The 26,079-nt window shown below is 67.2% G+C and carries 25 protein-coding genes; 8 read left to right on the forward strand and 17 right to left on the reverse strand.

All coding sequences use genetic code 11. The annotated features are described in order from the left end of the window. Window positions 1-199 precede the first annotated feature (199 nt). From MKK63_RS24790 to MKK63_RS24800, 3 genes are all read right to left on the reverse strand, one after another. Window positions 200-721, reverse strand: a complete 522-nt coding sequence (locus tag MKK63_RS24790; protein WP_244006424.1) for a MucR family transcriptional regulator — start codon at window positions 719-721, stop codon at window positions 200-202. Window positions 722-813: 92 nt separating this feature from the next. Next, a complete protein-coding gene (ctrA, locus tag MKK63_RS24795) occupies window positions 814-1,515 on the reverse strand; it encodes a response regulator transcription factor CtrA (protein ID WP_244006425.1) in 702 nt (233 codons plus the stop codon). Between the two features lie 160 nt (window positions 1,516-1,675). Further along, window positions 1,676-1,912 (reverse strand): hypothetical protein, encoded by a 237-nt coding sequence (locus MKK63_RS24800; protein ID WP_244006426.1) that lies wholly within the window; start codon window positions 1,910-1,912, stop codon window positions 1,676-1,678. A 577-nt stretch (window positions 1,913-2,489) separates the two neighbouring features. On the opposite strand from MKK63_RS24800, the gene MKK63_RS24805 reads away from it, so the two are divergent. The 5 genes from MKK63_RS24805 (at window position 2,490) to MKK63_RS24825 (ending at window position 6,932) form a co-directional block, all read left to right on the forward strand. After that, the gene (locus tag MKK63_RS24805) at window positions 2,490-2,699 is read left to right on the forward strand and encodes a hypothetical protein (RefSeq protein ID WP_244006427.1); all 210 of its coding nucleotides are present in this window, start codon (window positions 2,490-2,492) and stop codon (window positions 2,697-2,699) included. Window positions 2,700-3,034: 335 nt separating this feature from the next. Further along, complete coding sequence (locus MKK63_RS24810) at window positions 3,035-3,307, forward strand: hypothetical protein (protein WP_244006428.1); 273 nt, start codon at window positions 3,035-3,037, stop codon at window positions 3,305-3,307. Window positions 3,308-3,328: 21 nt separating this feature from the next. Further along, window positions 3,329-3,478, forward strand: coding sequence for a hypothetical protein (locus tag MKK63_RS24815; protein WP_244006490.1), 150 nt, complete (start codon window positions 3,329-3,331; stop codon window positions 3,476-3,478). Window positions 3,479-3,806: 328 nt separating this feature from the next. Next, the gene (locus MKK63_RS24820) at window positions 3,807-4,175 is read left to right on the forward strand and encodes a hypothetical protein (protein ID WP_244006429.1); all 369 of its coding nucleotides are present in this window, start codon (window positions 3,807-3,809) and stop codon (window positions 4,173-4,175) included. 270 nt (window positions 4,176-4,445) lie between these two features. Further along, window positions 4,446-6,932: a PAS domain-containing sensor histidine kinase gene (locus MKK63_RS24825; RefSeq protein WP_244006431.1), complete on the forward strand. Its 2,487-nt coding sequence runs from the start codon at window positions 4,446-4,448 to the stop codon at window positions 6,930-6,932. 81 nt (window positions 6,933-7,013) lie between these two features. On the opposite strand, the gene MKK63_RS24830 is transcribed toward MKK63_RS24825, so the two are convergent. From MKK63_RS24830 to MKK63_RS24880, 11 genes are all read right to left on the reverse strand, one after another. Beyond that, window positions 7,014-8,099, reverse strand: coding sequence for an ABC transporter ATP-binding protein (locus MKK63_RS24830; RefSeq protein ID WP_244006432.1), 1,086 nt, complete (start codon window positions 8,097-8,099; stop codon window positions 7,014-7,016). Then, window positions 8,099-8,932 (reverse strand): sn-glycerol-3-phosphate ABC transporter permease UgpE, encoded by an 834-nt coding sequence (gene ugpE / locus MKK63_RS24835; protein ID WP_244006486.1) that lies wholly within the window; start codon window positions 8,930-8,932, stop codon window positions 8,099-8,101. Before ugpE ends, MKK63_RS24830 begins: the two co-directional genes overlap by 1 nt. Beyond that, on the reverse strand, window positions 8,932-9,813 hold the full coding sequence (locus tag MKK63_RS24840; protein WP_244006433.1) for an ABC transporter permease subunit: 882 nt from the start codon (window positions 9,811-9,813) through the stop codon (window positions 8,932-8,934). The genes ugpE and MKK63_RS24840 overlap by 1 nt, the downstream gene beginning before the upstream one ends. A gap of 30 nt (window positions 9,814-9,843) precedes the next feature. Next, window positions 9,844-11,187: a sn-glycerol-3-phosphate ABC transporter substrate-binding protein UgpB gene (gene ugpB / locus MKK63_RS24845; protein ID WP_244006434.1), complete on the reverse strand. Its 1,344-nt coding sequence runs from the start codon at window positions 11,185-11,187 to the stop codon at window positions 9,844-9,846. Between the two features lie 346 nt (window positions 11,188-11,533). After that, on the reverse strand, window positions 11,534-12,934 hold the full coding sequence (locus MKK63_RS24850; RefSeq protein WP_244006435.1) for an FGGY-family carbohydrate kinase: 1,401 nt from the start codon (window positions 12,932-12,934) through the stop codon (window positions 11,534-11,536). Next, complete coding sequence (locus MKK63_RS24855; protein ID WP_244006436.1) at window positions 12,931-13,272, reverse strand: L-rhamnose mutarotase; 342 nt, start codon at window positions 13,270-13,272, stop codon at window positions 12,931-12,933. The genes MKK63_RS24850 and MKK63_RS24855 overlap by 4 nt, the downstream gene beginning before the upstream one ends. Continuing rightward, the gene (locus MKK63_RS24860) at window positions 13,269-14,273 is read right to left on the reverse strand and encodes an ABC transporter permease (RefSeq protein ID WP_244006438.1); all 1,005 of its coding nucleotides are present in this window, start codon (window positions 14,271-14,273) and stop codon (window positions 13,269-13,271) included. The genes MKK63_RS24855 and MKK63_RS24860 overlap by 4 nt, the downstream gene beginning before the upstream one ends. A gap of 4 nt (window positions 14,274-14,277) precedes the next feature. Further along, on the reverse strand, window positions 14,278-15,303 hold the full coding sequence (locus tag MKK63_RS24865) for an ABC transporter permease (RefSeq protein WP_409564557.1): 1,026 nt from the start codon (window positions 15,301-15,303) through the stop codon (window positions 14,278-14,280). After that, window positions 15,300-16,859, reverse strand: a complete 1,560-nt coding sequence (locus MKK63_RS24870) for a sugar ABC transporter ATP-binding protein (RefSeq protein ID WP_244006439.1) — start codon at window positions 16,857-16,859, stop codon at window positions 15,300-15,302. Before MKK63_RS24870 ends, MKK63_RS24865 begins: the two co-directional genes overlap by 4 nt. Window positions 16,860-17,244: 385 nt before the next feature. Next, complete coding sequence (gene rhaS / locus MKK63_RS24875; RefSeq protein ID WP_244006440.1) at window positions 17,245-18,237, reverse strand: rhamnose ABC transporter substrate-binding protein; 993 nt, start codon at window positions 18,235-18,237, stop codon at window positions 17,245-17,247. A gap of 58 nt (window positions 18,238-18,295) precedes the next feature. Further along, window positions 18,296-19,117 (reverse strand): DeoR/GlpR family DNA-binding transcription regulator, encoded by an 822-nt coding sequence (locus tag MKK63_RS24880; RefSeq protein WP_244006441.1) that lies wholly within the window; start codon window positions 19,115-19,117, stop codon window positions 18,296-18,298. A gap of 208 nt (window positions 19,118-19,325) precedes the next feature. Here MKK63_RS24880 and MKK63_RS24885 point away from each other — a divergent pair, with 208 nt between their 5' ends. Beyond that, window positions 19,326-21,425 carry a bifunctional rhamnulose-1-phosphate aldolase/short-chain dehydrogenase gene (locus MKK63_RS24885; protein ID WP_244006442.1) on the forward strand — a complete coding sequence of 700 codons (2,100 nt, stop codon included), beginning with the start codon at window positions 19,326-19,328 and terminating at the stop codon, window positions 21,423-21,425. Between the two features lie 19 nt (window positions 21,426-21,444). Further along, window positions 21,445-22,737: an L-rhamnose catabolism isomerase gene (gene rhaI, locus MKK63_RS24890; RefSeq protein ID WP_244006443.1), complete on the forward strand. Its 1,293-nt coding sequence runs from the start codon at window positions 21,445-21,447 to the stop codon at window positions 22,735-22,737. A 254-nt stretch (window positions 22,738-22,991) separates the two neighbouring features. Here the strand turns inward: rhaI and MKK63_RS24895 are convergent, their stop codons facing one another. The 3 genes from MKK63_RS24895 to MKK63_RS24905 are packed head-to-tail and all read right to left on the reverse strand — an operon-like array spanning window position 22,992 to window position 25,545. Continuing rightward, on the reverse strand, window positions 22,992-23,513 hold the full coding sequence (locus tag MKK63_RS24895) for a RidA family protein (RefSeq protein ID WP_244006445.1): 522 nt from the start codon (window positions 23,511-23,513) through the stop codon (window positions 22,992-22,994). After that, entirely contained in the window at window positions 23,510-23,953 is a 444-nt protein-coding gene (locus tag MKK63_RS24900) for a c-type cytochrome (RefSeq protein WP_244006447.1), read from the reverse strand. Before MKK63_RS24900 ends, MKK63_RS24895 begins: the two co-directional genes overlap by 4 nt. Then, window positions 23,950-25,545 (reverse strand): flavin monoamine oxidase family protein, encoded by a 1,596-nt coding sequence (locus MKK63_RS24905; protein WP_244006449.1) that lies wholly within the window; start codon window positions 25,543-25,545, stop codon window positions 23,950-23,952. Before MKK63_RS24905 ends, MKK63_RS24900 begins: the two co-directional genes overlap by 4 nt. 229 nt (window positions 25,546-25,774) lie before the next feature. Between MKK63_RS24905 and MKK63_RS24910 the strand changes: the two genes are divergently transcribed. Beyond that, window positions 25,775-26,062, forward strand: coding sequence for a hypothetical protein (locus tag MKK63_RS24910; protein ID WP_409564558.1), 288 nt, complete (start codon window positions 25,775-25,777; stop codon window positions 26,060-26,062). Window positions 26,063-26,079 lie beyond the last annotated feature (17 nt).

Consider the following 26,079-nt stretch of genomic DNA (forward strand, 5'->3'; position numbering starts at 1 on the left):
CGCTGTAGCACCTGCTGTCTTCGGGAGGATGTGCGCCGATCCAAAGGGCGCACTGTCACTGTGTAGGACGCGCCGGCTACACGTGAACGGGGAGGACACGGCAACCGGCGCGCTCGCCGGCAGGAGCGTGAGGGCGCTCAAACGCTGCGATGCAGGAGGAGAGGGATCCGAGGTGGAGGGATCCGTAGCCTCCCTGCTACTACCCCTCGGCAGCCGTCTTGTGCTTCCGCGGCCGCCCAGGAGGGCGCTTCGGCTTCTCCGAGACCGTCTCCTCGAACTCTTCAGTCGCAGGAGCGGCCTTCTTGCGCTGTTGGCCAAGCCCAAAGTTTTTAGCAAGGGCCGAGCGCTGGGCCGAGTAGTTGGCTGCCGTCGAGGGGTAGTCCCGCGGCAAGCCGAAGCGCTCGCGGTATTGCTCGATCGTCATGCCGTTGCCGTTGAGATGGCGCTTGAGCGCCTTGTACGGTTTGCCGTCAATGAAGCTGATGATGGCGTCCGGCGTGACCGACTTTCGGATCTGAGCGGGGGTAAGCTTCTCGGTCGCCGGAGCTTCAGTCGCGCTGCTCTGGCCGAGCCCGGTGAGCGCATTGTGTATGCAGGCGATCAGCTCCGCCATATCGGTGGGTCGTACCGAATTCCTCGACACATAGGCTGAGACAATTTCGGCCGTAAATTCGATATAATCGACGGCAGCTGTCTCGACGGTCTCTGCGTTCTCATCCACGGCACACCTGCTCAATCGAAGCAGAACGTATGTGCCGGCGAACACTAGAAATCAACGCGAATTAAAGAATTTCTTTGTCGAATAAGAGATTTTTAACCTGCCATCGCGCGGATTTCGCTGATGCCATCTCGCATCACGTATCCGCGTCCCCAGACGGTCTCGATGTAGTTCTTACCCGAGCTGGTGTTGGCGAGCTTCTTGCGCAGCTTGCAGATGAAGACGTCGATGATCTTTAGCTCCGGCTCGTCCAAGCCACCGTAGAGGTGGTTGAGGAACATCTCCTTCGTGATCGTCGAGCCCTTCCGGAGTGCAAGGAGTTCCAGCAACTGGTACTCCTTCGTCGTCAGCGGGACACGTTTACCCTCGATCGAAGCCAGCTTCTCGTCAAGGTCGATCAAGAGATCGTCGATCGTGATCGTCGATTGGGCGTGGCCCTTCGAGCGACGCACGATGGCATGAATGCGCGCGATCAGCTCGTCCTTGTGGAACGGCTTGGTGAGATAGTCGTCCGCCCCGAACCCGAGGCCCTTCACTTTGTCCTCGATGCTGGCCAAGCCCGAGAGGACGAGAACCGGCGTTTTCACTTTCGCCACGCGCAGCGAGCGCAGGACCTCATAGCCCGACATATCGGGCAGGTTCAGATCAAGCAAGATGATGTCGTAATCATACAGCTTGCCGAGATCGACACCCTCTTCCCCCAAATCAGTGGTGAAGGTATTAAAGTTCTCGGACTTGAGCATCAGCTCAATGCTTTGAGAAACGGTGGCATCGTCTTCGATCAGGAGAACACGCATGAAACCACCTCAAAAGTTAAGGCTTCATACATGGGCAATTTTACCGAACCGTTAACGAGAACGCCCGCTGTTCAGCGCTCAGTGACGAACCGCACCGCCCGTCCAAAAGCCCTTCAACTCCGGGCTGGAACGGCTAAGCATACTCTTCGCGCTCATCAATCTATCCGTTCGCCTTTTTGTCTGTGAACGTGACCGATAGGCCGGTCACGTGATCATTCAGGATCTCCGCGATCTGCTGGGCATGGGCGTAGTTGACGCTGGCCCGCAGAGTCAGGTCGAGGACCACATCGCCGAAAGCCTCAACCGCACCGCCGAGAGGCTCGAGGGCGATGAATGGGCGCCCTTCAGCATCCTCTTTCACGGTGAACCGACACTGCCCTCGCTCTGTCCGTGCCATCGTAACGCCTCCGTATAGACCGCCAGCCTACACCCAACACGATCGCCCGCCAGTCCGCATCAACCTGTAGCCGGACAGCTTCGACGCTTCTCGCTTTAGGACGATAGCCGCTGCAGATGAATGTCATGAGTCGCTGGCAGCTGGTGCGAAAGATTTCACCCCGCAGTATGCGGGCCGGAGTCCGCAATGAGGTGGTTCGGCTCAGTGGAGTTCGGTCTGTGGACCGGAGCGAAGGTTGCTAGGTCGCGTTTCGTCGAGACGACGTAGTAGCGGAGATCGCTCGGCAACCAGTTGGCCAGGGCTTTCGACGGAATACAATGGTTGGGGAGGATCCGCGCTTGCAACATTCCCTCTCCTCGCATGATCGCGACCGCCTGCGCGGTGATCGCTTGTTTCGGCATCGATCAGCAATTGGTCGGGCCGGTCTGCATACAGCAGGCAATGAGCAGGCCGAGTATCTAGCACCGGCTATGCGACTTCACGCCAGGATCTGATGTTCGTGTCGGCCTCCTGCTGAGGAAGGGGTACGGATACAGCAGCACCGGCCCGAGTTTCCCTCTCACACGGAGAGCGTCTGATGCCCGACGAAACGAAGAGCACGAATATGCAGGATCTCGCCAACAGCGAGTACGACGGCGAGCGGTGGGCTCGGGTTGGAGCTGAACGGCAAGCTGTTTCTCCAGTCAGCCCCAGAGCCCCTATGGATCCGACCCATCGTCCGGAGGTCGGCTTGACGCAGAAAGGCACCGACGAAGACGCCGTCGTTAAGCGGGAGACCGACGTCTGAGAGCAACAGACAGGCGTCAACCAGGGACGCGGGCTGGGCATGTCGAGATCATCGGTGGAAGTGGGCGCCAGGGTCTTTGTCCAGGGACGACCCCGTAGCCCAGCCCAGCCTAACGGCGGCGTTCCGCTCTCGCTCGCGCGTCACGACGATGCGCAGCAGCCTGTCTGCGGCCCCCGCTGTCAGAGTCCGAGCAGAACCTCCACCCGGCTTAATCCCATACGCTGCGTGCGCAGGGGCACGTCACTAAAGAATGGTCGTACTTATATAAGTCTTACGCAAGAAGAAATAGACCGGACGACTCGGACTGTACTGCGTAAAGGAGCACGAGCTAGATCATGAAGACCCGTATGGCCGCCACTATCGCTGTTCTCGTGCTTGCCGTAGCCCCGATCTCGTCCGCTATGGCCTACGACCGTCCTGCCTGGGCCGGCTCGACGTCCGACGATGTTGAAACCACCGGCGCGCTTGGCGCCCCAGCTGGCAGCCTATTCGGATACGACAACAACCCTGCGACCTGCCCGATGAGCTCGGCTGCCGAGGGCAACGCCAACCAGCAGAACTTTCCGGTCAAGCAGTACGGCCAGACCGCCGGTGGGAACCGTTGCTGATCGGTCAGGCAGATCGAAACCATGCAGCTCAGGTTGTTCTCCTACGCGATGATCGCCGTGTTCGTAGGCGGCCTCGCAGTGACGGTGATCAGTTCGGCCGGCGTGCTGATGGGCCTGACAGCCACGGAAGACAGGCGGCCCTTGGAGTCGCTGGAATCGACAAGCGGTTGAACGGCGGGGTGTGAGCCCCGTCGCCTTCGTATGCGGAAATTGGACGGGGCGTGGCGTGGACGTAAATGCGTGCTCGAACTCGGCTATGTCCTCCCCGGTGAAGGCTACAGCGCTGCGCCACTGGGAGTGGACGGCCAGAGGCAGGGCGAAGCTCCGCACGGGGTCGGCGCAACGGGGGACGATCAGCGGGCGTGAAGTCTGCTGCAGCGACCTCAGCCGAGAGCGATGCTCGGAGGAATCATAGCCGCACCTCGGGGTCCACAAGTCGCTGAGACGCGTTGTCGTCTTCGGGATAGCGCGTTCGACGCTGCTCCATCAGGACGTCACGATGAACCCGCTCGTTTGGCTGCTCTCCAAGATTGTCCAATTTTTCTCTGTCGGCGGGGATCGGCGCAGAAGCCGATCGATGGCCGAAAAGGGAGAGGCTGGGGTTTACAAGGTTGAGACCGGAGGGCGGTCTAGAAATTTCGATGCCGATTATCGCGCTGCGACAAAACTGCTGAAGATGCGAATGGATCAGCACTTTCCAGACAACTACCATGCTAGACTGAGCGGAGGCACGAACGGCACGCACGATCACGGCGAGGATCGCGCTGCGGCTGTCGATACGGCGTCGACGGCGATCTCGACGGCGTTGCGGAAGGGAGCGACTGTCCAACAGGCCGCCGAAGCCGGAGCGGCAAGCGTTGGTATCTGATCGTCGCAGCCGCGCATTGCGCCCGGCTAATGCTCAAACTTTTGCCGACTAGCACGCCTCCCGCTGCATCTTGGCGAGACGGTCCGCTTGCGTGTACCGCTTCGTTCCCATCCGTCCGTTCTCGTCCCGGCTCGACAGCTGTACCTTGGGGCGGACCACGCCCAGCGGAAAAGATCAGTCCTGCGGCATCACCGCGATGGCTCACGTCCGAATGTAAGACGTTGTCCCGTGCCGTCGCCGAAGCTATCTCCATGCCCGACCGAGGGGGCCATGGACGCAGAGATCGAGAGACTGCGACGGCGCGAACGCGAACTCGAAGAGCGCGTGGCTCGCCTGCAGGCACAGCTGGCGGCGGGGCCGGGCGACGGCCTGCAGCGGCCGAGCCAGGGCCAGCGCACGTCCGCGGCCTCGGCCGACCTCCTGTTCACGGCGGCGGAGAAGACCCGCATGCCGCAGATCATCACCGATCCCAATCAGCCCGATAACCCCATCGTCTTCGCCAACCGGGCCTTCCAGAATCTGTGCGGCTACGATGCCGCCGAGCTTATCGGGCACAATTGCCGCTTCCTCCAGGGCCGCGACACCGATCCCGCCGACGTGGCCAAGGTGCGCGATGCCATTGCCGGCCGGCGCGACGTCGTTGTGGAGATCCTGAATTACCACCGCGACGGCACGCCGTTTCGCAACGAGCTTTACGTCAGCCCGGTCTTCGATCCTGACGGTCAGCTCCGTTACTTCTTCGCGAGCCAGCTCGACGTTACTCGCTTCCGGACCGCCGAGGGCGTGCTCGCCGAGAGCGAGGCCCGATACCGGGCCCTGTTCAACGCCGTCGACAGCGGTTTCTGCATCGTCGAGATGCGCTTCAACGCGGAGGGACGGGCGGTCGATTACCGCTTTGTCGAGGTCAACCCGGCCTTCGAGCGGCAGACGGGACTGCGCGACGCCGCGGGCCGCTGGATCAGCGAACTCGTACCCGGCCTCGAACGCTCCTGGTTCGACACCTACGGGGAGGTCGCGCGTACCGGCCGCGCTATCAGGTTCGAGAGCGGGGCGATCGCGCTGGGGCGATGGTTCGACGTTCACGCCCTCCGCGTCGGCGAGCCCGAGCAGCACCGCGTGGCCCTCCTGTTCAACGACATCACCGACCGCCGCCGGGCCGAGACCACGCTCCAGGCGACGGCGGACGAGAGGACCACCGAGCGCGACCTCGTCTGGCGCGCGAGCCGAGACCTGCTGGTGATCTGCGGCTTCGACGGCTGCTTCCGCACGGCGAACGCCGCGTGGACCGAGATGCTGGGCTGGGACCTGGCCGAGGTAGTCGGTGCGCGTTTCGATGCGTTCGTCCACCCCGACGATCTCGATATCGCCGCGCGGGCGTTCGATCGCCTCGACGGCGGCAACCCTCTCGCCGACGTCGACGTGCGCATGCGAACGCGCGAGGACGCCTATCGATGGATTTCTTGGAACGCCATTCCGACGGGCGGCAGCTTCTACGCGGCCGGCCGCGACGTCACCGAGCGGCGCGCGCTGGAGGAGCAACTTCGCCAATCTCAGAAGCTGGAAGCAGTGGGGCAACTCACGGGCGGCGTGGCCCATGACTTCAACAACTTGCTGACGGTGATCAAGTCCTCCACCGACCTGCTGAAGCGCCCCGATCTGGCGGAGGAGCGGCGCCAACGGTATGTCGGGGCCATCGCCGACACCGTGGACCGGGCCGCAAAGCTCACCGGCCAACTCCTCGCCTTCGCCCGGCGGCAGGCGTTGCAGCCCGAGATCTTCGCGGTCGACCGCGCCGTCATCGCCGTGGCCGATATGGTGGGCACGCTCACGGGCGCGCGGGTGCACGTCGAGCTCGACCTGCCCGAGGGCGACAGCCACGACCTGCACATCAATGCCGATCCGAGCCAGTTCGACACCGCCCTTGTGAACCTCGTCATCAACGCCCGCGACGCGATGGACGGTGAAGGGCACCTGCGCATCCGGCTCCGCCGGGCGACGACGGTACCAGCCGTGCGGGCGCATTCCCGCCAACGCGGAGAGTTCGTGGCGATCTCGATCACCGACACGGGTTCCGGCATCGCGCCGGAGAACCTGGAACGGATCTTCGAGCCGTTCTTCACGACCAAGACCGTCGGGCAGGGAACTGGCCTCGGCCTCAGCCAAGTCTTCGGGTTTGCCAAACAGTCCGGCGGCGAGGTCATCGTCGAGAGCACGCTCGGCATCGGCACGACCTTCACCCTGTTTCTGCCCCGCGTCGCCTCCGCGGGCACCGCCGGACCGGCCGAAGAGCCGAAGGCGCTCGCCGAAGGGCACGGCACCCAGGTCCTCGTGGTTGAGGACAATCTCGACGTCGGCGCCTTCGCCGAGCAGGCTTTGCGGGAATTGGGTTACCAAACGGTCTGGGTGACGGACGCGCCGAAAGCGCTCGCCGAGATCGCGCGCACCCCAGCCCGATTCGAGGTGGTGTTCTCCGACGTGGTGATGCCGGGCATGAACGGCGTCGAACTCGCCGGCGAGATCCGGCGGCGGCGACCGGATATCCCGGTCGTGCTGACCTCTGGCTACAGCGACGTGCTCGCGTCGGAGGGCACGCACGGGTTCGACCTGCTGCGCAAGCCCTATTCCGTCGCCGACCTGTCCCGCATCCTGCGCCGCGCCGTTCAGGATGCCGGCGCGACGACACTGAGCGGCGGCGCCGGTTCCGACATCTTGACGGAAGCGTCCTGCCCGCCCGCAGGAGTGAGCGGGTCGCGTTGACGGCCGGAAACGGTGAGCACAACACCGCCCTGCCCTACTGAGTGCCGCCGACGGAGGCTGCGTGGAATGCGCAATTGCCGATTACGACGACGATGGGCCCGATCCAATCGATTCGAACCGTAGCCCTGTCGCTTGGTCGAAGACGTGGATATGCGCCGACGGAAACGACACCCGGATGGCGTCGCTCAGCGGCGTGCCGTTTGCGATCTTGAGTGTCAACGCCGCCTCGCCCGGACGACCGGCATGAACCAGCATCTCGGCCCCGAGATGTTCCACGACCTCGACCGGCCATGTCATGCCCGATGCGTCGAGCACGACATGTTCCGGCCGGATGCCCAGAATCACGGGGTGACCGTCCGGCCGATCCAACCGCTGCGGCCCGAGGTCGATGTCTGCGTCCGCGACACGCACCATCGTCCCGTTCCGACCCAGCAGACCGGGCAGGAGGTTCATCGCCGGAGAACCGATGAACCCCGCGACGTAGGTATCGGCGGGGCGCGCGTACACCTCCGTCGGCGTCGCCAGTTGCACCGGCACGCCCTGGTGCATCACGAGCAGCCGGTCGCCTAAAGTCATCGCTTCGACCTGATCGTGCGTGACGTAGAGGCTCGTCACCTTCAGGCGGCGCTGGAGGCGGCGGATCTCGCCGCGCATCTGCACCCGAAGCTTGGCGTCGAGGTTCGAAAGGGGCTCGTCGAACAGGAACAGCTTCGGGTCGCGGACGATGGCGCGCCCCATGGCGACCCGCTGGCGCTGGCCGCCGGAGAGCTGACGCGGCTTGCGCTCGAGCAGCGCCTCCAAGCCCAGCAGGGCCGAGGCCGCATCGACCTTCGCGCGGATTTCGGCGCGGGGCAGGCCACGGATCTTCAGCCCGTAGGCCATGTTGTCGAACACGCTCATGTGCGGGTACAGGGCGTAGTTCTGGAACACCATGGCGATGTCGCGCGCCGACGGGTCGAGGTCGGTGACGTCGCGCCCGTCGATCTGGACGCGCCCGGCGGTGGGCGTCTCGAGACCCGCCACGACGCGCAGCAGGGTGGATTTTCCGCAGCCCGACGCGCCGACGATCACCAGCATCTCGCCGTCCGCCAGGGCGAGATCGACCCCCTTCAGGATCTCGTTGCTGCCGAAACTCTTGCGCAGGCCGTCGAGTTGTAGGCCCGCCATCACTTGTCCCCTTCCGTGAGGCCCTTCACGAACCACCGCTGCATCAGGAGCACCACCGCCACCGGGGGGATCAGCGCCAGCACCGCCGTCGCCATGACCTTGTTCCATTCAGTGGCGGTGTCGACGCCGATCATCTTGACGATGCTGATCACCACCGTGTCGAGCTTCGGATCGGTCGCGACCAGGAGCGGCCACAGGTACTGGTTCCAGCCGTAGACGAACAGGATCACGAACAGGGCGGCGATGTTGGCGCCCGAAATCGGGATCAGGATGTCCCGCAGGAAGCGCAAGGGCCCGGCCCCGTCGATCCGCGCCGCCTCGACGAGCTCGTCCGGGACGGCGAGGAAGGTCTGTCGGAACAGCAGCGTCGCCGTCGCGGAGGCGATGAGGGGAATCGTCAGGCCCGTGAAGCTGTTGATCAGGTCCAGGGAGGACATGACCTGGAAGGTCGGGATCAGCCGCACTTCCACCGGCAGCATCAGGGTCAGGAAGATCAGCCAGAAGGCCGCCATGCGGAAGGGAAAGCGGAAGAAGGTGACGGCGTAGGCGGAGGGCAGCGACAGGGCGATCTTGCCGAACGCGATGGCGAGCGCCATCCCGGCCGAGACGAGCAGGGCGCGCCAGACCGGCCCAGCCCCCGCCGACCCGTTCATCAGCACGTCGCGGTAGACTCCGAGGCCGGAGAGGTTCGGGATCAGCGAGACGTCGCCCCGGGCGATCGCGGCCGAATCCTGGGTCGAGCCGGCGATCGCGATCCAGATCGGCAGGGCGAAGAGCAGGATCGCCAGGATCATGACGGCGTGGGGGATCAGATTCAGCGTTCTCCGCCGCATCACGTGGCAGCCTTCCGCCCGAGGAACCGGAACTGCAGGGCGCAGAGGATGATGACGCCGACCATCAGCACCACGGATTGCGCCGAGGACGCGCCGACATTCGCGTTGACGACGCCGTCGAGATAGACCTTGAGGACGAGCGTCTGGGTCGACTGGCCAGGCCCGCCCCCGTTCACCGCGTAGACCGTCGCGAAGGTGTCGAAGGCCGCGTAGACGAGATCGACGACGAGCAGGAAATAGACCGTCGGCATCAGCAGCGGCAGCAGGATGGTGCGGAACCGGCGCAGGCCCCGGGCGCCGTCGATGCGGGCCGCCTCGATGATCGTCTTCGGGATCGCCTGCAGGCCCGCCAGGAAGAAGATGAAGTTGTAGCTGATCTGCTTCCAGGCGGCCGCCAGGATCACGAGCGCCATGGCCTGCGTGCCGTCGAGCTTGTAGTCCCAGGCGATCCCGATCCGGTTCAGCCACGCGCCGACAAGGCCGATCTGCGGGTGGAACATCAGTACCCACAAAACCGCCGCCATGGCGGGGGCCACTGCATAGGGCCAGATCAGCATCGTGCGGTAGAAGGCGCGGCCCCGGATCTCGGTATCCGCCAGGACCGCGAGCACGAGCGCCACACCCATCGAGACGGCGGTCACGCAGGCGCAGAACACCACCGTCCGCCCAATCGCCGCGAGGTAGAGCGGATCCGCGAATAGGTCGGTAAAGTTGTCGGGCCCGACGAACTCGGTGCTGGTGCCGAAGGCATCCTCACGCTCCAGGCTCGACTTGACCGCCTGGATGGCGGGCCAGAGGAAGAAGATGACCGTCAGCACCAGCTGCGGCAGGATCAGAAGGGCCGGCAGCAGCCGACCGGGGAACAGCGTCCGTCGTTCCATGCCAGGTGAGCCTTGCGCCGGTCCGCCGCGTCAGCCGCGCGCGGATTTCTGGAAGTCGCGCAGCACGCGGTTGCCGCGCGCGGCGGCGCTATCCATCGCCGCTTGCGCGGTCTGCTGACCCTGAAGCGCCTTCTCGATCTCCTCGTAGAGGATCGCGCGGATCTCCGGCAGGCGGCCGAGGCGCAAGCCGCGCGAGTTCGGGGTCAGTTCGCCGCGGGAGAGCTGACGCGCGGGTACGTCGGTGCCGGGGTTCCTATCGAAATAGCCCGCCTGCTTGGTGGCTTCGTAGCCGGCGAGCGTGACCGGGACGTATCCGGTGTTCTGGGCGTAGAGGGCAACCTGATCAGGCTTCGCGATGAAGGCGTAGAAGGCCGCGACGGCCTTGTACTCGGCCTCGGAGCGCTTCGGCGCCGTCATCGCCCATAGGCTGGCGCCGCCGATGATGGAGTTGTTCGGGCTTGGGTTCAGCGCCGGCTCCGTCGGCAGGAAGGCCTCGGCGTAACGGAACTTGGCGTTCTTGACGATGTCGGCGCGGCCCGAGGACGAGCCGAACCCGATCGCGGCTTGACCGGAGTAGAAGACCGCGTCCGGGGCACCATCGCGGCCGGCATATTTGAAGGCGCCGTCCTTCGCCAGGTCCATGAACCGCTGGAGCTGATCGACGAAGGGCTTGGTGTTGATCAGCAGTTCCGCGCCGAGGCCGTCATAGCCGTCATTTTGGGTTGCGTAGGCGAGGTTCTGGATCGCAGCGTATTCCTCGAACTGGATCCAGATCATCCAGGCCGACGTGCTGGCGATGGGCGTCGGTGCCTTGGAGGCGAGGGTGCGGGCCGCCTTGGCGAAGTCGTCGTAGGTGGCCGGCGGCTTGTCCGGATCGAGCCCCGCCTTCTCGAAGGCGTCGCGGTTGTACCACATGACCGCCGTCGAGGAGTTGAACGGCATCGAGGCGAGCTTGCCATCCGGCAGGCTGTAATAGCCGCGCACGCCGGGGATGTAGGCCTTGGGATCGAGGCCGAGTTCCGTCTCCTCCGCGAGCTTCCAGGCCTGCTTGATAGCGGGGCCGGCCTGCAGCATCGTGCCCGTGCCGACCTCGAAGATCTGGACGATGTGGGGCGCCTTGCCGGCGCGGTAGGCGGCGATCGCCGCCGTCAGCGTCTCGGGATAGGAGCCCTTGAACACCGCCTCCAGCGTGATCTCGGATTGGCTCGCGTTGAAGTCGCGCGCCAGACGCTCGACCTCTTCGCCGTTCGCGCCCGACATCGCATGCCAGAGCACCACGGGCGTCCGATCCCCGGCCGAGGCCGGGGTGGACGGGCGAAGCGCAGTCCATGCGGCGAGACCGCCGACGCCGGCCAACAGGACGCGACGATCCATACAAAACCCTCCCCGCGGCGGGATCGATGCGCCTGTTGACGTCAGGCTTGAGACCAGATCCCGTGGAAGCACCCGCGCCCGGAAACGCGGTGCTTATTTTACTATCATGCACGGACGTGACAGGGGAATAAAGCGGTCTGCCCCCCAGCGCCGCGACGCGGTCCTGCAATGGATCTGAGATATTCCCGCCCGAATAAATCCGCGACGCCCTCCAGAGGAAGCCAAGGAGCGGCCGTCTACGAGGCTCTCACCGTAAGGTTTGCTGTTCGTTGGCCGAAGCAGTTCGATTGACGTGAACCCGCTTCGACCAGCCGCTTCGCGTCCAGGCTGGCGGATTTGATCATCGTCAGTGCGAAACCGCTTCACGCCGCCATCGCGCCGCGTAGGCGTCGAAGGTCGGGCCCAGAGCGGCAGCGCCCGCAGTGGGCTCCCGCCCTGACGTGTCGCTCGCACCGTTCGACGCGAACAGACGGGCGGCGCCGCCGCTTGTCCCCGTCCGATGCGCCGAGGCCTGCACCGGCCGCCCCGTGAGCTGCGCCAGCGCCGCGCCATAGAGGGCGTTCCGGGCGAACGGACCTTCCACGAAGATCGGCCCCGCCGCTCCGAGCAAATCCAGGCAGGTCACGGTCATCAGGGCGGCGTAGAGAGTCGCGGCGGCGGTGCGCTCGGCGGCAGACAGGCTGTCCGGATCGGGCGACCAAGCGCCGATGGCATCGGGGAACGGACCGCTGCCGTGGGCGAAGCCGGGCAGCGCCAGGATGTTTCGCGCAAGCACGGACGCGACGGTGGCCGGATCCGGCTCGACCGGCACGCGGCCGGTCAGGTGGTCGAATTCCCGGCCGCCCATGAAGCGGGCCGAAGGCACGGGCCGGCCATAGGCATCGACGTTGGCCAGCATGTCGCGCCCGGCATCGAGCCGATCGAGCGCACCGCCGACCGCGAAGGCGATGATCCAGGTCCCCGTCGACAGGATCGTGCGCGGCTCCGTGCTCCCCTGGATGTAGGGCAGCAGGGAGGCGTTGGAATCGTGCAGCCCGCATGCGACCGGGACGGCCGGGCCGAGGCCGATCCGGTCGGCGAGGTCGGGGCGCACGGTGCCGAGCACGTCGAAAGCGGAGCGTACCGGCGCCATCAGGCGGCCCCAGTCCATCCGCTCCACCAAGCTGGAGAACCGCCGCGCTCCGGGCGCCCAAAGGTCGGTGTGGCAGCCGAGCGAGGTCGGCTCGGTGGCCGCGACGCCCGTAAGGCGCCACGCCCAGTATTGCGGATAGGTGACGAAGTGAGTCGCGCGGGCAAAGGCCTGGGAAAACAACCGCGCCTGCCAGAACAGCTGCGCCCCGAGATTCAGCCCTCCGGGAAGACGCGGCGAAAAACTCTCAGCGAAGGCCGGACGGACCGGGCCATACTCCGCATCGAGGGCGTCGGGCCCGTCATGCTCGTAGTCGAGCACCGGCAGGACGAGGCCCTCCGGCCCGATCAGCGCGCCGGTGGCCCCGTGCGTGGTGATCGACACGGCGTCGATCCCGACAGCCGCCGCCGCGTCCGCGAGGGCATCGACGAGGAAGGCCTCGATCTTCGCGACATCCGCGTGCGGATAAGGGCCGTCGCGCCGGATCGTGTTCGGCACCGTTCGGACCCAGATCTCGTCGCACGTCGCGGTATCGACGACGACCAGCTTGACGTTGGTCTTGCCGATATCGATGACCGCGATCCTGCGCGGCGTGGGCGTCTTCGGGGCGGATGTCATGGCAGGTGGAACAGCGTATGCAGCGGCAGCACGACCGGCGCATCCGACGGCTCGGTCTCCATGAGATCCGCCATATGGGCCCACCAGCGGCGCATCACCGGGTGGTCCGGCAGGGCCTCCATGCCGTGGTCGCGCCGCCGCCACAGGATTGCGAAGAGCAGGTTCGTCTCCGGCTCGAGGTGGATCGAGTAATCGGCCACCCCGGCCCGGCACAACAGGTCCGCCAGCTCGGGCCAGAGCGCGTCGTGGCGTTCGTGATAGGCCGCCTCGCAGCCCGGCCGGAGACGCATCGCGAAGGCGTGTTTCTCGTAAGCCTCTGGGTCGAACGGGCCGATCATGACCGCCTCTGCGCGGCGAGGACGCGGCCGGCCAGGATCGGCAGCGCGATGGTGCCGATCAGCATCGCGCCGATGACGATCGACATGATGATGCCCGGCACATTGAGCAGGCCGAGCCCGTAGGTGACGAGGCCCAGCACGAAGGCCGCGAGCACCACGCCGGGGATCGTGCCCGATCCGCCCTGGATGCTGATCCCGCCCAGCACCACGATCGTGACCACGTCGAGTTCCCAGCCCAGCGCGATGGATGGCCGGGTCGAGCCGAGCCGGCTGGTCAGCATCACGGCCGCGAGCCCCGCCGCGAGGCCGGTGAGGAGGAACAGGATCAGCCGGATCCGCTCGACCGGAAGGCCCGAGAAGCGCGCCGCGAAGGCGTTGTTGCCGATCGCCCGCACGGCCCGGCCGAACACGGTCCGGTGCAGCACGAGCCCGGCCAGGGCCGCCAGAACGAGGAAGCAGGCGAACTCGAAGGACAGAGCCTGCCAGACATAGCCCTGGCCGATCCAGCCGAAGGAGGCCGGGTAATCCTTCAGCACCCCGTCGCCCAGCGCGAGGTAGCTCAGGCCCCGGTAGAGGCTCATCGTGCCGATCGTCGCCATGATCGCGGGCAGGCCGAGCCGGGCGATCAACACGCCGTTGACGAGGCCGCAGGCCCCGCCGACGCCGAGCCCGACCGCCACCAGGGCCGGCGTGCCGAAGCCCAGGGCCGCGGCCTCGCCCATGGCGGTGGAGGCGAGCGCGATGGTGCCGCCCACCGACAGGTCGATCTCCCCGGCCATCACCACGAAGGCGAGAGCCAACGCGATGATCGCCTTCTCGGTGAAGTTGAACGTGGCGTCCGACAGGTTCCAGATGTCGAGGAAGTATGGCGAGGCCAGCGCGTTGGCGAGGAAGATCGCCGCGGCGAGCACCAGGAGCAGCGTCTCCCAGCGGATGGCGGAGCGCCCGATCGGCCCCAGGAGGCGGTCCGGGATGACCCGGGAGGTGGTCTGCAGCGCCATGGCCTCACTCCGCCGTTTGCGGGCCGGCCGGCCGCAGGATGATGCGGCCGCGACGGCGCTCGGCGCGCGTGTTCAGGGCCACCGCCGCGATGATGATCGTTCCCGAAATCGCCATCTGCGCGAAGGGCGAGACGTTCACCACCGGCAGGGCGTTCTTGATCGTGCCGAGGAACAGGCTGCCCAGGACGGCGCCGGCCACCGAGCCGATGCCGCCCGCGATCGACACCCCGCCGATGACGCAGGCCGCGATCACGTCGAGCTCGAAGCCCGAGGCCAGATCGACATACGCCACCGCGTAACGGGCGACCCAGAGGTAGCCGCAGAGCCCCGACAGGAGGCCGGAGAAGCAGAAGGCGAGGAAGCGCGCGCGGCCCGGGTCGATCCCCGCATAGGCGGCGGCGGTCGGGTTGCCGCCGACCGCGAACCAGCCCCGGCCCGCCGCCGTGCGGCCGAGGACGATCGCGGCCGCCGCGACGACCGCGACCGCGATCCAGCTCAGCACCGGCACCCCGAGCAGTTCCGTCCGGGGGAGCGCCAGGAAGGCTGGCGAGAACTGGAAGCTGTTGATCCAGGTGCCGCCCGACAGCACGAAGGCGAGGCCGCGATAGATGGTCAGCGTTCCGAGCGTCACCACGATCGGCGGCATCCCGAGCCGCCACACGAGGAGGCCGTTGAACGCGCCGAGCAGCAGGCCCAAAGCCGGCGCCGCCAGGATGGTCAGCCCCAGCGGCAGGCCGTGATGGGCGTCGATCAGCGCCACCGCCATGCCGGTGAGCGCCACGTTGGCGGCCACCGACAGATCCACCGACCGGGTCAGCAGCACGGCCGCCTGCCCGAGCGCCATGATGATCAGGATGGCGCTGTCGTTGAACACGCCGCCGAGGCTCGACGCGGTGACGAAGGCCGGGAACCGCAGCGCGATCACGCCGAGGAGCAGCACGAGGGCAGCGGCCAGCAGGGTCTCGCGGCGCAGGACGGGCCCGCACAGGTCGAGGTCGTCGGCGAGGCGGGGGGGCACGGGCGCGCTCATGGCCGGTCGCTCCGGGTTTGCGTGTTGCCGGTGGCGGCCGCCACCAGGGTCTCGGCGGTGAGGCCTTCGCGCTCGAACAGGCCCGCCATCCGGCCCTCGCGCATCACCATCACGCGGTCGGCCATGCCGAGGATCTCGGGCAACTCGGACGAGACCATCAGCACGGCGAGCCCCTGGCCGGCCAGCTCGCTCATGAAGGCGTGGACGGCGGCCTTCGAGCCGATGTCGATGCCTTTGGTCGGCTCATCGAGGATGACGACCTTCGGCCCGGCCGCGAGCCATTTGCCGATCACCACCTTCTGCTGGTTGCCGCCCGACAGGGTGCCGACCGGCTGCGCCAGCGAGGCGGCGCGCAGGTCCAGCCGCTCGGCGTAGTGGCGGGCGAGCCGGAACTCCTCGCCCGACCGGATGAAGCCGTGGCGCCAGACATTCCCGAGGCAGGCCAGGGTCACGTTCTCGAAGACCGGCATCGCCAGCACGGCGCCGTGGCGCCCGCGCTCCTCCGGCACGTAGACGATGCCGGCGCGCACCGCGTCCGCCGGGGAGCGGATCGCCACCTTGCGGCCCTCGACCGCGATCGTGCCGCCCGAGGGCACGGTGGCACCGAACAGGGCCTGGCACAGCTCCGAGCGGCCGGCGCCGACGAGGCCGTAGAGCCCCAGGATCTCGCCGCAGCGCAGGGTGAAGCTGACGCCGTCGAACTCGGTCGGGTGGCACAGGCCCGACACCGCCAGGACCGCCTCGCCGAGGGTGGCGGGGACCTTGGGGAAGACCTGATCGACGCTGCGGCCGACCATCAGGCGCACGAGGTCGTCGTGCGTGGCCGCGTCCATCCGGCCGGCCCCGACCGAGCGGCCGTCGCGGAACACCGTGTAGTCGTCGGCGATCCGATACAGTTCCTCGAACTTGTGGCTGATGAACAGGATCGCCTTGCCCTGCCCCTTCAGGCGCTCGATCACGCGGGCGAGGTCGTCCACCTCCTTGTGGGACAAAGCCGCGGTCGGCTCGTCCATGATGACGATCTCGCTGTCGATCGACAGGGCGCGGGCGATGGCCACGAGGTGCCGCTGGGCGATGGACAGGTCCCGCAGCCGGGTCCAGGGCCGGATCGGCGCGTCGAGCCCGTAGAGCAGGGCCGTCGCCCGCGCCCGCATGGCCGACCAGTCCACGAAGCCCAGCCGGGTCTTCGGGGCGTGGCCGAGATAGATGTTCTCCGCCACCGTGAGGTCGTCGAACAGCACGGTCTCCTGGTGGATGGCGGTGATCCCGGCGGCCTGCGCGTCCTGCGGCGCGGCGAAGCTGACCGGCTTGCCGCCGACCCGGATCTCGCCGGCGTCGGGGCGGTGGATGCCGGTGAGGATCTTGACCAGCGTCGACTTGCCGGCCCCGTTCTCGCCGATCAGCGCGGTGACGCGGCCGGGGCGCAGCACGAGGTCGACCCCGTCGAGGGCGCGCACGCCCGGGAAATGCTTGGCGATGCCGCGCAGTTCGAGGCGCGGCGGGAGCGCGGCCGGTTCGGCGTCGGACGGATGGTCGATCTGCAGGGCGCCGGACATGGCGTGTCGCTCCCGTGTTTGGGGTGGGTGCCGCGCACGGGGATCGCGCGCGGGCGTCCGGCAGGCCTCGTTCGGCGCGCTGCGCCTCGGGGTCCTGGAGATGCCGTGGTTTTCGTCTCCGCGCCGCTCGGGGACGCGGGGACCGGATCGCTTCCGAGTCCGGCTGCGCCGAGGATCGCCACGGGGATCCCCTCGCCCCGCTTGCGGGGAGAGGGCTCCGGCGACCTCGTCGTCGCCGGAGCGAGGCGGCAGCCGAGGGTGAGGGGGCTTCAACGGATGAGGCTCGTCCGGAGCCGCCCCCTCACCTCCGCTTCGCTTCCCGCACGGACGACGAGGTCCGTGCGGGCCTCTCCCCGCACGCGGGGAGAGGGGGCCGTCGGGGCCGTCAGAACACGTCGGCGAAGCGGTCGATGTTCGTGCTGTCGAAGACGGTCGGCTCCGCCATCGCGCCGGTGTTGCCGGCCTCGACCTTCAGGGTGCCGACGCGGCCCATCGACAGCGTCGCGCCCGGCTCCACCTTGGCGCCCTTGACGAGGTCGTAGGCGAGAGTGGCGGCCGAATAGCCGAGATCGATCGGGTTCCAGATGGCGAAGCTCTTGGTCACCCCGGCATGCACCGCCCCGGCCATCTCGGAGGGCAGGCCGAGCCCGGTCACGAACACCTGGCCGGTCTTGCCCGCGTCCTTGACCGCCTGCGCGGCCGCGGTGATCCCGACAGAGGTCGGCGCGACGATCACCGTCACCTCCGGATGGACCCGGAGCAGGCCTTGCGTCTCGCGGTAGCTCTTGTCGCTGAGGTCGTCGCCGTAGACCGTCGCGACGAGGTCGATGCCCGGATGGTCGCGCAAAGCCGTCTTCATCTCGGCGATCCAGGTGTTCTGGTTGGTCGAGGTCGGGGTCGCCGAGAGGATCGCGATCTTGCCCTTCCCGTCCGGGAGCGCCTGGGTGGCGAGCTTGACCAGTATGCTGCCGATCAGCGGATCGGACGAGGGGTTGAGATGGAGCAGGCGGCCCTCGGGCGCGACCGCCGAATCCCAGGAGATCACCTTGATGCCGCGCTGCTGCGCGCGCTTCAGCACCGGGACCACGGCGTCCTTGTCGTTGGCCGAGATCGCGATGGCATCGACCTTCTGCGAGATCAGGGCGTTGATCACCTCGATCTGCCCCTCCGCCGTGGTGGTGGTCGGGCCGGTATAGATGATCTTGACGTCGCCGAGCTTCTGGGCGGCCTCCTCGGCGCCCTTGGCGGCCGCCTCGAAGAAACGGTTGCCCAGCGATTTCGCCACCAGGGCGATCCGGATTTCGGCCGCCTGCGCGGCCGTAGCAAAGAGCCCGGCGGCGAGCGCCGTGGACAGGACGAGCGTCTTCAGCAGCTTCATAGCAGTCTTCCCCCCTGTTTTAGTCCCATCCTGACGGCTGCTGAGCTATCTTGCTCGTTTACGCAGTCGCGGATGTCTCCTTCCGACGCGCGGGCTGACGCGGATCGACCACGATCAGGTCGACGCCCGCAGCCTCCACCATCCGGCGCTCCGCGTCGGTGATGCGGTCGTCGGTGATGATCCGGGTCGCCCGGTTGAGCGGTGCCAGGATCATCGACGATTGGGTCCGGAACTTCGTGGCGTCCACGAGCAGGATCAGCTCGTCGGCCTGCCGCATCAGGCGCTGCTCCGACGAGATGATCAGCGCGTCCCGCTCCATGAGGCCGAGGGCCGAAAGGCCCATCGCGCCCATGAACATCCGGCGCGCCCGGAAATGCACCGTCCCGTCATCCTCGAACGGGCTCAGGATGATGTTCTGCTCCCGGTAGATCGTGCCCGAGGGCACCATCACGGCGCAGGCCGAGTGGCGCAGCAGATGATCGGCCACCGAGAACGAGTTGGTCAGGACCTGCAGCTTCAGGTCGCCCAGCGCGTGCACCATCTGGAAGGTCGTGGTGCCGCCGTTGATGATGATCGAATCGCCCTCGGCGCAGAGGTCTACGGCCGCCCGGGCGATGGCCCGCTTCTCCAGGATGTTCGGCCCGGTGTTGGCGGCGGGCGTCGCCAGCGGCACGACGCTCAGGGCGGGATGAGCCGGCGCGTCGAGCGCCTCCGCACCGCCGCGCAGCTTCTTCAGCTGACCCTGATCGGCCAGGGCCGTCAGGTCGCGCCGCACGGTCGCCTCGGACCCGCCGGTCGCCGCCGCGATGGCCTGGACGGTCGCCACCCCGCGCTCCCTCAGCAGAGCCAGAATGATGCGGTGGCGTTCGCGCTCATGCATCGTTTCCTCCTGTCATGATCCAATCACCTCACCGACCGTGCGTCAACAGTTTCGTGCAAAATCTTTCATATTGCGTCGCAAACGTGCGCAATCATGAAGTTTTTCGACAGAATATGATCGATCCTGCCACTGTTCTGACGGCAGCCGGCGGATGGGGGCTTCGCCGTCGGTTGCTACCGGAATCACCATAAAAAATCGGGAGGGGACCATGTCGCACGCCGCTCAGGGCCTGCTGGAGAGTCGTTGGGACGAGGCGGCGGTCGCGGGCTTCGACGAGCCGGCGCTGCTGCTCTACCGCTCGAACCTGCTTGGCGCCGACAAGCGAATCACCAATTACGGCGGCGGCAACACCTCCGCCAAGGTGACCGCGAAGGATACGCTGACCAGCCGCGATACGCGGGTGCTCTGGGTCAAAGGCTCGGGCGGCGACGTCGGCACGATGAAGCGCGACGGCTTCGCGACCCTCTACCTCGACAAGCTGGAGCAGCTCCGGGAGGTCTATCGCGGCCCGGCGCACGAGGACGAGATGGTGGGCTACCTGCCCCACTGCACCTTCGCGTTGAACCTGCGCGCGGCCTCGATCGACACGCCGCTGCACGCCTACCTGCCGTATCCGCATATCGACCACATGCATCCCGACGCGGTGATCGCCATCGCGGCCACGCGCGACAGCCGGGCGCTGACGCAGAAGATCTTCGGCGACGAGATCGGCTGGCTGCCCTGGCGCCGGCCCGGCTTCGAACTGGGGCTGATGCTGTCGCACTTCGCGCACGACAACCCGCACGCCAAGGGCGTCGTGCTGGAGAGCCACGGGCTGTTCACCTGGGGCGCCGATGCCCGGTCGTGCTACGAGACCACGCTGCGGATCATCAACACGGCGATCGCGTGGTTCGACCGTGAGACGGAAGGCCGGCCCGTGTTCGGCGGCGGCGTCACCGAGAGTCTGCCGGGTGCCGAGCGGCGCGCCATCGCGGCCAAGCTGATGCCGGAGATCCGCGGCCGGATCGGCACGCAGGAGCGCAAGGTCGGCCATTTCGACGACAGCGCCGCCGTGCTGGACTTCGTGAATTCCAAGCGGCTGCGCGAACTCGCGGCCCTGGGCACGAGCTGCCCGGACCATTTCCTGCGGACCAAGATCCGGCCCCTGGTGCTCGATTTCGACCCGGCGACCGCCTCGGCCGAATCGGTCCTGGCGACCCTCGAGGATGCCATCGCGGCCTACCGGGCCGATTACGCGGCCTATTACGACCGCTGCCGCCACTCCGACAGCCCGGCCATGCGGGACGCCAACGCGGTCGTGTACCTCGTGCCCGGCGTCGGCATGATCACCTTCGCGCGCGACAAGGCCACGGCGCGCATCGCCGGCGAGTTCTACGTCAACGCCATCAACGTGATGCGCGGCGCCTCGACGGTCGACACCTATGTCGGCCTGCCCGAGCAGGAGGCGTTCGACATCGAGTACTGGCTCTTGGAGGAGGCCAAGCTCCAGCGCATGCCCAAGCCCAAGAGCCTCGCCGGCAGGGTCGCGCTGGTGACCGGGGGCGCCGGCGGGATCGGCCGCGCGGTGGCGGCGCAGCTGATCGACCAGGGCGCCTGCGTGCTGCTCGCCGACATCGACGCCGGGGCGCTGGGCGAGGCCGAGGCCGGCTTCGTGAAGGCCCATGGCCGCGACCCGATCCGGAGCGTGACGCTCGACGTGACCGACGAGGCCGCCGTCGCCGACGGGTTCTCGGCCGCCGCGCTGGAATTCGGAGGCCTCGACATCGTGGTGTCCAACGCCGGCATCGCCTCCTCGGAGCCGGTGGAGACCACGAGCCTCGCCCTGTGGGACCGGAACATGGACATCCTGGCCAAGGGCTATTTCCTCGTGTCGCGGGAGGCCTTCCGGCTGCTGCGGCGGCAGGGGCTCGGCGGCGCCGTGGTGTTCGTCGCCTCCAAGAACGGGCTCGCCGCCTCGCCGAACGCCTCGGCCTACTGCACCGCCAAGGCGGCGGAGATCCACCTCGCCCGCTGTCTCGCGCTGGAGGGTGCGGAGGCCGGCATCCGCGTCAACGTCGTCAACCCGGACGCGGTGCTGCGCGGCTCCAAGATCTGGACCGGCGAATGGCGCGAGCAGCGCGCCGCCGCCTACCGCCTGGAGGGCGACGCCCTGGAGGAGCATTACCGCCAGCGCTCCCTGCTGAAGCGCTCGGTGCTGCCGGAGGACATCGCCGAGGCGGTGTATTTCCTGGCCTCCGACCTCTCGGCCAAGTCGACCGGCAACATCCTCAACGTCGATGCGGGCAACGCCCAGTCCTTCACGCGGTGACGGGACCGGAGCGCGCATCATGACCAACCTGCCGATCGACCCCGACCGGATCGCCGCCCACAACGCGGCCCTCACCCGGACCTTGTCCGAGGATTACGACGCCCTCGGCCAGCGCCTCGCCCGCCGGGGCCTCGACATCGCGGCCGTGACCGCGCAGGTCGCGGCCTTCACGGTGGCGGTCCCGTCCTGGGGCGTCGGCACCGGCGGGACGCGCTTCGCGCGCTTCCCCGGCCCCGGAGAGCCGCGCGGCATCGCCGAGAAGCTCGACGATTGCGCGGTGATCCAGCAGCTCGGCCGCGCCACCCCGGCCGTCTCGCTGCACATCCCGTGGGACACGGCGCCCCCCGGGGAGCTGCGCGCCCGGGCGGAGGCCTTAGGCCTCGGCTTCGACGCGATGAACTCCAACACCTTCCAGGATCATCCGGGCGATCCGGACCATCCCCTGTCGTACAAGTTCGGCTCGCTCAGCCATGTCGATCCGGCCGTGCGCGCGCAGGCGGTGGCGCACAACATCGCCTGCATCCGCCTCGGCGAGGCCTTGGGCTCGAAGGCGCTGACCGTGTGGATCGGCGACGGCGCGAATTTTCCGGGCCAGAGCCATATGGGCCGGGCCTTCGAGCGCTATCTCGCCTCGATGCAGGAGATCTACGCGGCGCTCCCCGAGGGCTGGCGGCTGTTCTCCGAACACAAGATGTACGAGCCGGCCTTCTACGCCACCGTGGTGCAGGATTGGGGGACGAGCCTGGTCACCGCCCAGGCGCTCGGCCCGAAGGCGGCCTGCCTGGTCGATCTCGGGCACCACGCGCCGAACGTGAACATCGAGATGATCGTGTCGCGGCTGGCCCACGCCGGCAAGCTCGGCGGCTTCCACGTCAACGATTCGAAATACGGCGACGACGACCTCGATGCCGGCTCGATCGATCCGTTCCGCCTGTTCCTGGTGTTCAACGAGCTGGTCGATCTCGGCGAAAGCGGCGACGCCCCGGCCTACATGATCGACCAGTCCCACAACGTGACCGACCCGATCGAGAGCCTGATCCGCTCGGCCGACGAGATCCGGCGCGCCTACGCCCAGGCGCTGCTGGTCGATCGCGCGGCGCTCGCCGGCTATCAGGAGGACAACGACGCGCTGATGGCCTCGGAGACGCTGAAGGCGGCCTTCCGCACGGATGTCGGCCCGATCCTGGCCCGGGCTCGCCTGGATGCCGGCGGCGCGATCGACCCGATCGCGGCTTACCGGGACAGCGGCTACCGCGCCAAGGTCGCCGCCGCGCGACCGGCCGCCCGGGGCGGTGGCGGCGGCATCGTCTGACGGGACGGCCGCGCGACGACCGGACCGTGCCGGATGAGGCTACGGCATGGCGACAAGCATGCAATAGCCAAATGGCGCGTCGCCTCGATCGCGGTTTGCGAGGTCCATAAGGCGCAAATCTTGGCGATGCAGAGCCTCAGAACCTCGCGCAAACGCAACTGTGAATGTAATCCCGTCGCCCGCTCCGCATTCCAGGGTCCGCAAGCGGCCTCGGAATGACGGAGTGGGTAATTCAATTTCGGTTCGACCGCCGGTCATGGCCGGATGGCGGTGACCTCGATTTCGACGAGCCATCCCGGATTGGCCAGCGCCGCGACTTGGAGCGCCGAGCGGACCGGTAGGTTCGGCTGGGACGGCGTCCCGAACCGTTCTCGGTAGGCGTCCATCAGGCCGGCGAAATCCATCCGGCCGCCCTTCGCCGGGTCGCCGACCAGAAAGACCGTCATCTTCACCACGTCGCGCAGCGACAGGTTCTGCCGTTTGAGCGCAGCCTCGATCGACGCCAGGGTCGAGGCCGTCTGCGTGCGGGTGTCGCCGAAGGCGGCAAGCGTGTTCTTCTCGGCCTTCGGGTCCGCCACCACAGGCCCGAAGCCGCTGAGATAGACCGTCGCGTGGCCCGCCGGCACCTCGATCGCTTCCGAGATCGGAAAGTCCGAGCCCGGGATCGGGTGCCGGACGATGTCCTCCGCGGCGCGGCCCGGCCCGGCCGTCAGGGCCAGCGCGAGCGCCAGGGAGCCGGGGATCACCGTCTGCTTCATCAGGGTGTGTCCGATCATGGCCGTGCTGCCTTCACATCCTCGGGGGTGATCGCGTCGTCGTAATGATTGTCGAAATGCGTGCGGACGTAGTTCACGACCTCCGCCACCTGTGTGTCGGTCATCATGCGTCCGATCGGCGGCATGCCGCGCAGGCCGCGCACCAGGATCGTGACCGAATAGCCCGCCGCCGCGAGCCGCGCGTTATGCGTGAGCGCCGGGTAGGACGCCGCACCGACCGCGCCCTCCCCGTCCGCCTGATGGCAGGCGGCGCAGACCTGGGCGTAAAGAGCCTCGCCCCCAACCTCGGTGAAGCTCTTGCCGACGCTCATCGCCGGCCCGGCCGACGGCAGCGCCGCTTTGGTGGCTGGCTCCTGCGCAGAGGCGCCAACGCGCGTCGCCAGGATCAGTGCGATTGCGACCGCTCCGGCGATCGTTCGGGATACGAAGACTCCGCTCATGCCGCCAGGACCCTCTTGTGGAGCCGCGAAACCGCATCGAGCGCCGAGAGGATTGCGCCCTCCTGCCAGGCCGGAATGTAGGAGGCGTGCTCACCGGCGAGCATGATCCGCCCGTCGAGGGCGCAGAGGTTGTCGTAATGCTCGGCGCGCGCCGCCGCGGTCCAATCGCCGGCGCAGCCCAGCGTGAACGGCACGCGGTGCCAGGCGACCGCGATGCCTGTCTCGAACTCGGTGCGGTATTGCGGGTGGATCTGGCTTCCGTACGCGACGGCGCGGCGCACCCGCTCGGCGGGGCTCATGGCGGTGAATTCGTAGGAGCCGGGCCCGTTCCAGGTGTAGCCGCCGAGTAGCACGCCCTTGCCGCCGGTATTGTAGCCGGTCGATGGATAGCTGATCTGGCGGATCGGCAGATCGGTGTAGGAGATGCCGCCGAAGATGTGCTCGTCCTCCTCCCAGAACCGCCGCTTGAACTGCAACCCGATCTTCACGGACGCGGCGTAGGGTACCGCGTCGATCGCCGCCTTCATCTTTGCGCCGACCTGGGTCGGGATCTGGCTCAGGACCGTCAACGGCAGGGCGCAGACGCACCAATCCGCCTGGACCTGCCGGACCGCGCCGCCCTGGCGCGTGTCCTGGTAGGTGGCCGTGACGCTGTGACCGTCCTGGGCGATCTCGATCACCTTCGCGCCGTACCGGATGGTCTCGGGCGGCAGGGCGCGGGCGAAGGCCTCACCGATGCGGCCCATGCCGCCGACCGGCTGGAACATCGTGGTCTGGAACTCGTACAGCAGGAAGTTCTGCAGGCCGCGCCACAGCCGCGAGGTCAGGATGTCGTGGAGTCCCATCGGCGCGCCGTCGACCGGGCGCGCCGAGAGCCCGCCGCCGGGATCGCGGGCGTAGCCGCGGAACTCCGATGACGTGTCACCGGCGCGATAGGTGAGATCCTTGTCCAGGCCGCCGAGCGACCGCAGGGCCTCGATGAGGATCTCCTGATCGTCCTTGGATACCTGCGCGTCGAGCGCGCCCTTACGGGTCGCCTTGGCCAGAAGCTCCGCGGTGGCGCCCTCGAAATCGGTCTTGACCGTGCGGATTCGCTGCGGCGCCCCCCCGAAGCCCGTCGTGTTGTGGACATAGGCGTTGTGGTTGAGCTGAATGAACGGCTCCAGGGCGACCCCGAGGCGTCGGCAGTAATCGAGGACGCCGTGGTGGTGATAGGGGATCCGCCACGGGCCGGGATTGAGATAGAGGCCGGTCTCGAACTCGCAGCGCTGCACGGCGCCGCCCAGTTCAGTGTAGGTATCGCCGCCGCGCAGTGACCAGTTCCGGCCGCCGGCCCGGATGTTGTATTCGAGGATCTGGACTTGGTACCCCGCCCGGTGCAACTCGAGTGCGGCCGTCATGCCGGCGAGGCCGGCCCCCAGGATCAGAACCGAGGCGCCCTTGGGATCGCCGTCGAGCCGGATCGGACCACGATAGGGCGATTCCTCGGCGAACCCGAGGCTGGTCATCACCTGATAGGCGGCTGCACTCCCGGCGGCCGCCCCGACCATGGCGATCAGCTTTCGCCGACTTAAACCCGATGCCTCTGCCATCTCGCTTGCCGCCTCCTATTCCGGATGAGTCAAGGGCGCGGAATGCAAAGCAAAACCGGGGCCAGATGATCTTATTTAAAGTGGAAGATCGATCTGTTCTGCACAATATTTTCTAAATACCCAGATACTATCGAACAATTTACAAAAATTTGGATGAATATTGCTTTTCTATTTATTGTAATACAAGAAAATGTGGTCTAATTTGGTGCTCTGTATACTTCGAAAAGCCGTGACCGTCAGCGTCGTGCTCGATCATGCCAGCGTTTCGGCTGCGGTCGCTTACACCGTCTGCTCAAGGGCGATCCGCCGCGCCCGCCACGCTTGCAACGACGGCTATGGCGGGTCCGGCTCAGGCCCGTTCGGCGAGGCAAGTCGCCCGATCGCGGTGCAGAGCGCGTCCTCGGTCATGAACGCGAAACATGCGTTCGACCCGGAGTTTTACGACGGCTCGGCGCTGCTTTTCGAGAAACAGCTCATCGCCGTACTGAAATCCCTCGCGGGACGGTCCAGGCCTTGAGGCGCGCCTGCGCCGGC

This window comes from Methylobacterium sp. J-088 (assembly GCF_022829295.1).
Taxonomy (GTDB): Bacteria; Pseudomonadota; Alphaproteobacteria; order Rhizobiales; family Beijerinckiaceae; genus Methylobacterium.